Origin of the sequence: Haloactinopolyspora sp. (assembly GCF_027324685.1) — a bacterium.
Taxonomy (GTDB): Bacteria; Actinomycetota; Actinomycetes; order Jiangellales; family Jiangellaceae; genus Haloactinopolyspora.
Genome location: NZ_DAHVSH010000192.1, coordinates 1 through 9833, shown reverse-complemented (window position 1 = coordinate 9833; position 9833 = coordinate 1). Strand labels below are relative to the sequence as shown.

9 protein-coding genes are annotated in these 9833 nt (G+C 66.7%); 3 read left to right on the top strand and 6 right to left on the bottom strand.

All coding sequences use genetic code 11. The features are described 5' to 3' along the window. Positions 1–173: TcmI family type II polyketide cyclase (locus tag M6444_RS23075; RefSeq protein ID WP_363326454.1), on the bottom strand; the 173-nt coding region annotated here is incomplete at its 3' end. 40 nt (positions 174–213) lie between these two features. Continuing rightward, positions 214–1482, bottom strand: a complete 1269-nt coding sequence (locus tag M6444_RS20900) for a cation:proton antiporter (RefSeq protein WP_298331879.1) — start codon at positions 1480–1482, stop codon at positions 214–216. Between the two features lie 363 nt (positions 1483–1845). Here M6444_RS20900 and M6444_RS20895 point away from each other — a divergent pair, with 363 nt between their 5' ends. Next, entirely contained in the window at positions 1846–3582 is a 1737-nt protein-coding gene (locus tag M6444_RS20895) for a C69 family dipeptidase (RefSeq protein WP_298331876.1), read from the top strand. Positions 3583–3591: 9 nt separating this feature from the next. Here the strand turns inward: M6444_RS20895 and M6444_RS20890 are convergent, their stop codons facing one another. The 4 genes from M6444_RS20890 to M6444_RS20875 are packed head-to-tail and all read right to left on the bottom strand — an operon-like array spanning position 3592 to position 7294. After that, positions 3592–4506, bottom strand: coding sequence for a dihydrodipicolinate synthase family protein (locus M6444_RS20890; protein WP_298331873.1), 915 nt, complete (start codon positions 4504–4506; stop codon positions 3592–3594). A 12-nt stretch (positions 4507–4518) separates the two neighbouring features. Continuing rightward, positions 4519–5277 (bottom strand): creatininase family protein, encoded by a 759-nt coding sequence (locus M6444_RS20885; RefSeq protein ID WP_298331871.1) that lies wholly within the window; start codon positions 5275–5277, stop codon positions 4519–4521. Continuing rightward, a complete protein-coding gene (locus M6444_RS20880; protein WP_298331868.1) occupies positions 5277–6422 on the bottom strand; it encodes a mandelate racemase/muconate lactonizing enzyme family protein in 1146 nt (381 codons plus the stop codon). The genes M6444_RS20885 and M6444_RS20880 overlap by 1 nt, the downstream gene beginning before the upstream one ends. After that, positions 6419–7294: an SDR family oxidoreductase gene (locus tag M6444_RS20875; protein WP_298331865.1), complete on the bottom strand. Its 876-nt coding sequence runs from the start codon at positions 7292–7294 to the stop codon at positions 6419–6421. Before M6444_RS20875 ends, M6444_RS20880 begins: the two co-directional genes overlap by 4 nt. A gap of 182 nt (positions 7295–7476) precedes the next feature. Here M6444_RS20875 and M6444_RS20870 point away from each other — a divergent pair, with 182 nt between their 5' ends. Together M6444_RS20870 and M6444_RS20865 are read left to right on the top strand one after the other, a co-directional pair. Then, positions 7477–8787: an extracellular solute-binding protein gene (locus tag M6444_RS20870; protein WP_298331862.1), complete on the top strand. Its 1311-nt coding sequence runs from the start codon at positions 7477–7479 to the stop codon at positions 8785–8787. After that, a complete protein-coding gene (locus M6444_RS20865; protein ID WP_298331860.1) occupies positions 8787–9695 on the top strand; it encodes a sugar ABC transporter permease in 909 nt (302 codons plus the stop codon). The genes M6444_RS20870 and M6444_RS20865 overlap by 1 nt, the downstream gene beginning before the upstream one ends. Positions 9696–9833 lie beyond the last annotated feature (138 nt).

Below are 9833 nucleotides of genomic sequence, written 5' to 3'. Positions count from 1 at the left end.
CGGTCGGAATCCAAATCCTGCAAATGGAAGTAGAGGCCGTGAAACGTGAACAGCTGCCGCCGGCTGGTTCCCATCAAGTGCGGCATCTCGGTTCGGTCGAACTCCTCGAATATCTTCGCCACGTCGTACTGGGATTCCTGCTGCATTCGAGCCACGATCAAGGTACTGTGCATGACATTCCCTTTCGGTGAGCTGGCTTCGACCCCCAGTCGGCTACGCGCGCTGATCGTGCACGAGCACAGTTTCGTCAAGACGCGGAACAACGCGGAGAAGCCGCAACAACGGGCCAGCCATCGCGGTGGTGACCAACGCCATGATGACCATCATGGTGAACATTTCGCCGTTGATGATGCCGCGCTGGATCCCGACGTTGAGAATGACCAACTCGGTGAGCCCACGCGTGTTCATCAACACCCCGAGAGCACAGGAGCTGCGCCACGTCATGCCCGAGATGCGGGCAGGAATCGCCGCACCAGTGAATTTGCCCACGACGGCCACGGTGATCACCAGCAACACCATGAACACACCGGACCAACCCAGCGATCCGACGTCCACGGACAACCCGGTGACGATGAAGAACACCGGCAGCAGCAACATCGCGACGTTTTCCAGCGGCACCCCGACCCGCTGGAACAGCGTGGGTCCGCCGTCGCGCGGCATGGCCAGACCGAAAGCGAAGGCGCCGAAGATCGCGTGCACACCGATCCACGAGGTTGCGTACGCACACAGGAAGACCCCCGCCGCGACGAGCACCATCAGGGCCCCCGCCTGGTCGCGGTCGGCCGCCCGCCGAACGGCGAAACGCAGCAGCGGCCGCACGACGAGGGCCACGACCAGCGCGAAGGCCACTGTGGCAGCGACCACCAGGAAGAACCGGCCCATGCTGCTGGCGTCCGCGATCGCCAGCAGCAACACCAGGACACACCACGCGACCACGTCGCCGATCGCGGCGCACGCCAGCGCCGTGGCACCCACGGCGGTCTTGGACAACCGGGTGTCCCTGATGACCCTGGCCAGGACCGGAAAAGCGGTGATCGAGAACGCGGTCGCCAGATAGAACACGAAAACCTCGACGCTGGTGTCGTCCTGGCGGAACCCGTCGAACAGGAGGATCGCCGCGCCGCTACCCATGAGGAACGGAATCACCATGGACAACCCGGCGATGGGCAGGAGGATCTTTTTCCGGCCGTTCAGCCGAGCGAGGTCCAATTCCCAGCCGATGAGGAACATGAACAGGAGCACGCCGATCTCGGCCACCGTGGCGAGCATGGGCCGTGCACTGTGCGGGAAAATCCGTTCGGGAATGTCGCCGGGCAACAACCCCAACAGACTGGGACCGAGCATGAGGCCGGCGGCGATTTCTGCGACCACCGGCGGTTGAGACAATCTTCGCCCCACGTGAACCATGGCCGCGGCAATGACCAGAACGATCGCGACGTTGGCTGTGACGACATTCACCAGAGGAACGCTCTCGGCCGCCATGAACACCTCCGGGGACAGACGTCATGACCGCCGAATAGGCAGCCGCGCGCATGCGGTTCGAGACTCGGCGCCGGAATGAGGGTGTCGAAGACAGACAACGACCGGTGCGCTCGAAGTGAGCAGAAAGGCCGGAATGTTCGCCATCGGAACGAGTGGGATGAATCCGGGCATACTTCGTCCGGCACGACTTATCGTGACAGCTGGCTCACCTCAGCGTCAACCCCTGGTCGTGAATTGCGCCCCAACCTGCGCCGTTGTACTGCATGGACGGCGGCAAGCGAGACCGGGACCCGCGTGGACATTTGACCTAAGTTAGGCTTTCCGGTTGGCGGCATACGCCACGGAATGAGCAGGAGGCATGTGATGGGTGACGTACGTGCACGAGGCACCTGGCGACATATCGTCGCCGGTGCGACCGCGAGCGTGCTCGCGCTCCCCCTGGCCGCGGGGGCGGCCGGAGTCGGGGACGACGCCGAGCCCGAGACCGAACGGCGCGACCTGCGAGCGGCGCTGCAGGCGGACTTCCCGACCAAGAGCATCGGCTTTTACGTGGGGCGTAACCTCACCGAGGACGGCTCGGTCCTGCTCGGTGGATTCGGCCACGAACCGTCGAGTCACTGGCTGGAGATCGTGCCGGCGCAGCAGTTCCCCGAGGGCGCGACGACGACGGTCGGCATCACCGACGATGCCCAGATGCCCGGTGAGCTCATCGAGATCCCCCAGGCGCGGCAGACGAGCCGGTACATCACATCGAACTACTCCGAGTTCGCCGGATTCCCGGCGCCGCTGACCAACGGCGGGTTGAACGAGCACGGGGTGGCCGCGCGCGACATCTGGTCGCCCACGAGCGAGCGGCTGCTCGAATTCACCGAGCCGACGCAGACCGGCCCCAACTACAGTGACCTGGCCAGAATCGCGATGGAGCGCGCCACGACCGCGCGCGAAGCCGTCGAGATCGTCGGCGAATTGATCGACGAGCACGGCTACTCCAGCTATGGCGGCAACTCGCACCTGTTCGCCGACGAGAACGAAGGCTGGGTCTTCATCAATTACGGCGGCAACCAGGGACTGTGGGCAGCCGAGCGGCTCGGGCCCGACGAGGCGCGAGTGTCCTACCCGGGCTACCTCAATCCCTTCCCGGTGGACTTCGAGAACCACCCCGACGAGTACCTGGCTTCGGACAACTTCGTCGACTTCGCTGTCGAGCAAGGCTGGTTCGACCCCAGCACCAGCGACACGTTCGACCCGCAGGAGATCTACGCCGGCTGGCAGCCGAACGAACGCCAGGTGACGGCGACCCACCCGTGGGGCAACAACGTCCAGGCCGAACTCGAGAGCGAACTGGCCGAGGAACTGGCACCAGTGTCCCTGGAGGACATGCTGGCCTACGTGCGCGACCCCAGGTGGTCGCACGACCGGTCCGGCTACGGTCAGGTGGCTCAGCTGCGCGACGTGGAACACGACGAGCTCCGGGTGCTCTGGACCGCCGTCACCGGCGCAGTGACGACGCCGTACGTCCCGATCTACATCGGCGCCGACGACGTCCCGCCGGAGTTCAAGCAGCATCGCTACCTCACCAGCGGGGCCGCGTCGACCCATGTCGCCGCCGACTACGCGCCGCTGGAGGCCACCCGCTACGCCACCCGGACGTTCAAGCGGCTGATGTACCACACGTGTGAGAATCCCGAGGCGTTCTTGTTCCCCGTGACCGCCGACATCGAGGCCTTCGAACGCACGCTGCTGCGCGAACAGCGCCGGATTCAGCAACGGGCACTCGGGCAGCTGCGGGCCGGACGCGACGCCGCAGCCCATGAGTTGCTCACCGATTACGTGGAGCAGCGCCTGCTCGACTCGCTCGACCTGGGCGAGGATCTGGCCCGAGCGGTGGAGGACGAGACCCGCGAACGCTTCGGCATCCGGATGCCGACTGGGCGCGACCTGCCGGGCGAGACCTACCGTCCCGAGAGCCAGAGCATGAATCGCGGCGGCGGTCTCGAAGGCGAGGCGAACAACATCGTGTGGTGTTACCGCGAGGGTCTCGTCGACTACCCACGCGAGCACGGCGCGTACGCCGAGTGGGCAGGCGAACTGCTCGACTGATCTGGCCGCTCACCTGAAGTGGTCGCGGAATTCATCGAGGAATCGCTGCACCATCGCGGTCTCCTCGGCGTCGAGCGGACGCCGAGGAGACCGGCAGTGGTCGTCGTCGATCAGGCCGCGGCGCATCGAGATCGTCTTCTCGGCCTGCACGATCAGCTCCACGTCCTGCATCCAATAAGCCAGGTAGGGCAACAGCCGCCGGTGGAGCTCGGTCGCTTCGTCGATGCGTCCCGCGTGCCAGCGGTTCCAGATGTCAAGGTAGATCTCGGTGAACGAGCAGCCGGGCTGCACGCCCACGGCGCCACGGCGCAGCGCATCGGGCATCTGCACACCTGCGTAACCGACCAGGCATGCGACGTTCGACCCGCCGGCGCTGATCGCACTGATCACCGGGCCCGGCGGCACCGCCTCGACCTTCACGAAGCGCAGGTTGTCGTGGCGGCGAGCCAGGGCGTGGATCGTCTCGGCGGTCAGCGCGGTGCCGGTCTGGCCCGGCGCGTACTGCAGGATCGCCGGCGTCTCGGGAACGGCGTCGAGAACAGCCTCCACGTGGTGCAGCACCTGGTGCGGAGGCGGCGACAGGAAGTACGGCGGCAGGAGATTCACCGCATCGGCACCTTGGGCAACGGCCTGTCGCGCTCGCCGCAGCGCGACGGTGGTGGCGTGATCGGGAACGGAGACGATCGCCGCGACGTCGGTCGGTGCCGTCGCGTCCAGCAGCAACGACGTCAGCTGCTCCCGCTCGGCGTCGTCGAGCTTGTGGAACTCCGAGGCGAACCCGGGGAACATCACCGCGCTCACGCCGGTGCGGATCACGTGGTCGACCACGCGCCGGAAACCGTCCTCGTCCACGTCACCGGCCGGAGTGAACGGAACCTCCAGGACCGGGCAGATGCCGCTGATCCGCGTCAGCACGTCGTTCATTACCGATGCACCTCACCGTTGTCGCAAGGAGCGCACCAACTCGACCAGACGCGAGGTGACCGCGTCGCTGATCGCGCGGCCCTTCTCCGCCGAGGCGGCTCCCGGCTCGCCGAACACGCCGGTCGACGATACCTCGGCGAAGCGTCGATACATGGTCGCCGGCGCTGCGCGGAGCATGTCCGCGGTGTCCCACGTGAACACGTTGGCGTTCTCCCGCGTCGGGATGGCCGCGGTGTCGACCAGCGCGGCGTCGATGGCCAGCAGGAGGGAAGTCTCGAGCTCACACCCATGCCCCACCCCGCCCGGCCCGGTCGAGCTGAGGTCGAGCAGGGCGTCGGTGGCGACCTGCCACCAGCTCGTGCGGACGATGCGGCACTGCGGCCAGGCATGCCCGAGCCGTTCGAGCGCCACCTGGGCGATGGCTTCGTTGCCGCCGTGTGCGTTCAGTAGCAGCAGGTTGGTCGGCCCCGAGGCCAGTGCTGACTCAGCGGTCTCGACGATCTGGTGCAGCAACGTCTCGTGGGTCAGCGAGAGCGTGCCGGCGAAGTCGTCATGGTGCTTGGAGTAACCCACCGAGACCGTGGGCAGGATGAGGACGTCGGCGCCCAGGTGCCGGTCGATCTCACGGCAGAAGTGATCGACGATGATGCGGTCGGTCGCCAGCGGCAGGTGCGGGCCGTGCTGCTCGACCGCGCCGAGCGGAAGCACGACCGGCAGCGCCGTGTCGACTGCCGCGACCTGAGGCGATCTCAGCTGCTCCCAGTACGTCATCAGGGGCGGTACTCCTTGTCGACGGTGCGGAACTCGCGCCGGGCTTCGTCGTCGAGGACGACGCCCAGGCCCGGGCCGGACGGAAGGAACGCGTACGGCGGCTCGATCCGCAGCGGTTCAGCGAGGAGGTCGTGCGACCGGATCAGCCGCCCGAAGATGTCGCCGGGCTGCGTGCACGAGCGCGCCGCGGCACACGAATGCAAATAGGCCGCCTCAGCGATGCCGAAGTCCACCTGTGAGCCGTGCCATGTAGGCATGGCGAACAGGTCGGCCAGGTGATCCAGGCGCTGGAAGTCGCTCAAGCCGGCCGTCAGGTTGAACATGTCGGCGCTGCCCCGGCGCACCACGGCGACGGCCTCGCTGCCCCGGTCGGCGAACTGGGGATAGGCGAGCGACAGGTGGCGGGCGAGCGGGACCGGGACCGCCGCACGCAACCGGGCCCAATCGTCGACCATCCAGTGCGGCAACGGATCTTCCAGGCAGGCGACGTTGCCGATCTCGGCCAAGGCCAGGCCGATGGCGCGCGCGTCGGCGAATCGCTCGAACCGGCCGTTGGGATCGAGCACCACCGACAGCCCCGGCGCTGCGGCAGCGATCGCCTCGCACCACGCCACCACGTCGTCGGCGAGCGAGCATTTGAGCTTCACCGACGTGAAGCCGGCGGTCGCGAACGGCCGCACGACGTCGCCGATCTCGTCCACCGTGCGGTGGCTGGACCATGCGCTCACCGCGATCCGCTCGCGCACCGGCCCACCCAACAGGTCGACGACGCGCAGCCCCGCCGTTCGGGCGAAGGCGTCCCACACCGCCATCTCGAACCCGTCGAACTCGTGCACCCTGGGGATGGGGAGCTCCTGCAGGCTCATCGCCCGCACATCGAGGCCCACGAGCGTTTCGGCCAGAGCGTCGATGGTGTCCCAGTCGTGGGCCCGGTACAGCTCCCCCAGCCCCACGGTGCCGTCGTCGAGTTCGAGCTCGAGGATGACCTTGGGCATGGCGTCGAACTGCACCGACCAGCTCGACGCGCCCTTCCATGGCTTGTTGTGCAGCGGCCGATGCACCGAGGGTGAGTCGATCGCCCCGGGGTTGGCGGGCACGATCACCTCGGTCGCCCGGATCCGCGAGATCGTCGTCGCGGCGGTCACGAGCTCGCCTCGCCGTGAGCCGTGCCTCGCCGTGCGGCCAGGCGTTCACTGGTGTCGGCGTTGTACAGGCGCGCGGTGAGCCCGGCGTCGACGGTGAGGACCTGCCCGGTGATGCACCGGCTGTGATCGGACAGGAGAAAAGCCACCGCCCAGCCACAGTCGATCGGTTCGATCACCCGGGGCAGCGCCTGTTCGCTGCCGGTGTGCAAGGCGAGCCACTCGGCGTCGGGCACCCGCATCCCGGGCCGGCGCAAGGTGGGATCAGTGGGCACGTATCCAGGCGCGATCGCATTGCACCGCACCCCGGACGGGCCGAGGTCGACGGCGAAGCCGCGGGTCAAGCCCTCTACTGCCGCCTTGGCACTGGCGTAGACGCCGTAGGGGCCCACGGCCTGGGCCGCGTGCACCGACGACACGTTCACGATGGCTCCGGTACCGCCGCGCGCCACCACGTCGCGGGCGAACGCCCGGCTGGTCAGCCACACTCCGCGATAGTCGATCCCGACCACGTGGTCGAACTGCACTTCGGTGACCTCGGTCATCGGTCGGACGAGCCCGACGCCGGCGTTGTTGACCAGTCCGGTCAGCGGACCGGCGAGCCGGTCCGCCTCGGCGAACATGCGCTCGACCTCGTCCGGCTTGGAGACGTCAGCCACCACCCCGACCGAGCCCGGATATCGGCTCACGGTCGCCTGGACTTCGTTCTGGCTCAGCCCATTGACGACGAGGCGTGCCCCGGCCTCGTGCACAGCGGTGCACACACCCGAACCGATCGCCGCTCCGGTGCCGCCAGTGACCAGGACGGTATGGCCGTCGAGCTGACGTTGCTGGTGATCCACGGATTCAACCTCGATCACGTCGTAGCGTCCCATTCTGTAGGACAATGGTCCACCATTTCGGATGAACACAGGGAATCTACTGCATCTCAGCGTTGTGAACGGTACATGACTGGGCGCGACCACCCGTTGACAGCACGTATTTCGCTCTCTAGCGTTCTCACCGATTCTCGTCACGGTCCAGCGTCCCACTAGTCAGGACAGCCGAAGGAGTTCCCATGCAGGTGCGCATCAGGCTCCCCCACCGCAGAGTGACCGCGCTCGTGGCCGTGCTCACGCTCGGGTTGGCGACGGCGAGCTGTGGCTCCGACGAGACCGGCGGCGAATCCGGCGAGGAGTTCACGTACTGGTCGATGTGGCAGGAAAGCGAGCCGCAGGCGAAGGTCCTCGCCCAGGCGATCGACACCTTCGAGCAGGACACCGGCATCACCGTCAACGTCGAGTGGCAGGGACGCGACAACATCACCAAGCTGCTGGCCGCCCTGCGGACCGACGACGTTCCCGATCTCGTCGACCAGCAGTACTTCACCATCAGCAACGCCATCGTCGGCAACGATCAGTTCATCGATCTCACCGACGTCCTCGACCAGCAGATCCCCGGTGAAGAGCTGACCGTCGGGGACGCACTGACCGACAAGTACGACATGTTCACCACCACCGACGACGGCGCGCACTTCCTCGTTCCGTACGAGGTCATCGGCTACTCCATCTGGTACGACGCCGCCGCCATGCCGGCGGTGGCCCAGAACCCGCCGACGACGTGGGACGACTTCGCAGCCGTGCTGGCCGAGTCGAAGGCTGCCGGGCGCAACCCGCTCGCCCTGGACGGCGACATCGCCGGGTACGCGGAGTATTGGACGGCCACCGCCCTGGTTCGCACGCTCGGCGCCGGAGGTTTCCACGACCTCGTCGCCGACGAAGACGCAGCCGGCTGGGACAGTCCGGAGACCCGCGAAGCGCTCACCGCGATTGCCGAGCTCGCGGCGAACGACTACTTCATCCCGGGGTACGACAGCAGCAAGTTCCCGGCGATCCAGACGAAGTGGGCGCAAGGCGAGGCCGACTTCCTCTACATGGGCAGCTGGGCGCCCACCGAGACCGGTGAGTTCGCCGCACCGGAGTTCGAGTACCGCTCGTTCAACTTCCCGTCCTTCGGCGGTGACGAGTCGTTGCCGGCCAGCGTCATCGGCTTCGCCGTTCCGAAGCCGGCCGACCAAGCCGAGGCGGCGTCGGAGTTCATCGCCTACTTCATGAACGCCGACCGGCTGGGCCAGATCTCCAGCACGGCCAACAACCTCACTCCCCGCGCCGACATCGACGTTCCCGACCAGCTCGCCGACGTCAACGCCCTGGTGCAGAGCCAGGAGCTGAGCATGATCACCGATGGCGTTCTCGGCGACTTCTCCGACTTCGACAAGAAGGTCTTCCAGCCGCTGAACCTGCGGTTGATGACCGGGGAGATCACGGCTGAGGAGTTCATCGCCGAGATCACCACCGCTCAGCAGGACTACTGGGCACAGCAGCGCTGATGGCTCAGGCGACGGTGTCGGCCTTCGAGCGCTCGCGCCGACGGCTCTACGTCCCGTTCCTCGTCCCGGCCGTCCTGCTCTACCTGGTGTTCGTCATCGGGCCCACCGTGGCGGCGGTGTGGATCAGCTTCCACCGCTGGGACGGCGTGACCGAGATGCAGTGGAACGGCCTCGGCAACTACACCGCGCTGCTCGACGACCCGACGTTTCGCACCGCACTGATCAACACACTGCTCATCCTCGTCGTCGCGGGCGTGGCCATCTTCGTCATCAGCTTCGTGCTGACCATGATCGTCCGCGAGATGCGGTGGCGATCGTTCGTCCGCTCGGTGTTGTTCTTCCCCCACGTGGTCTCGGCGATCGTGCTGTCGATCATCTGGGGGTTCTTGTTCCAGCACAACGGCGTCGTCAACACCATCCTCGACCGCCTGTTCGGCGCCGAGCCGATCGCCTGGCTCAACGCCGACAATCTGTTCACGATGATCCTGATCGGGACCGTGTGGCTGTCGACCGGGCTCTACGTCACGATCATCATGGCCGGGGTCGATCGCATCCCGCCGTACTTCTACGACGAGGCACTGCTCGCCGGCGCCAACGCCGTCCAGCGGCTGCGCCACGTCACGCTGCCGTTGTCCTGGGACGTGATCTCGGTCGCCGCGATCTTCTGGACCATCAGCTCACTGAAGATCTTCGAGTTCATCTACGCCTTCGGCGGAACGACCAACGACCTGCCGCCGCCGGCGGTGTGGAACTCCGCGTTGTTCGTCTACGGCGAGTCGTTCGGCGGGCGCAGCCCGTCGTATCTGTTCGGCTATGCCTCGGCGTCGGCGGTACTCATGCTCGCCCTGTTCGCGGTGCTGATCGTGATTCTGCGGCGGGTACTGCGAAGGGAGTCCCTTGAGTACTGAGCGCCTGGGCGCCCGCATCACCGCTGACCCGGGGCGTGCTTTCGGACGGGTCCTGGTGTGGGGCTTCGTGGGATTCAACATCGCGATCTTCGCGTTCTTGATCCTGTCGTCGGTCAAGCCGACCCCGGAGATCTTCCG

What these genes read in the sequence shown, in the direction of transcription:
- M6444_RS20875 (WP_298331865.1), bottom strand. Translation starts at nt 7,294, where the DNA reads ATGGGACGCTACGACGTGATCGAGGTTGAATCCGTGGATCACCAGCAA.
- M6444_RS20900 (WP_298331879.1), bottom strand. Translation starts at nt 1,482, where the DNA reads ATGGCGGCCGAGAGCGTTCCTCTGGTGAATGTCGTCACAGCCAACGTC.
- M6444_RS20865 (WP_298331860.1), top strand. Translation starts at nt 8,787, where the DNA reads ATGGCTCAGGCGACGGTGTCGGCCTTCGAGCGCTCGCGCCGACGGCTC.
- M6444_RS20890 (WP_298331873.1), bottom strand. Translation starts at nt 4,506, where the DNA reads ATGAACGACGTGCTGACGCGGATCAGCGGCATCTGCCCGGTCCTGGAG.
- M6444_RS20885 (WP_298331871.1), bottom strand. Translation starts at nt 5,277, where the DNA reads ATGACGTACTGGGAGCAGCTGAGATCGCCTCAGGTCGCGGCAGTCGAC.
- M6444_RS20895 (WP_298331876.1), top strand. Translation starts at nt 1,846, where the DNA reads ATGGGTGACGTACGTGCACGAGGCACCTGGCGACATATCGTCGCCGGT.
- M6444_RS20870 (WP_298331862.1), top strand. Translation starts at nt 7,477, where the DNA reads ATGCAGGTGCGCATCAGGCTCCCCCACCGCAGAGTGACCGCGCTCGTG.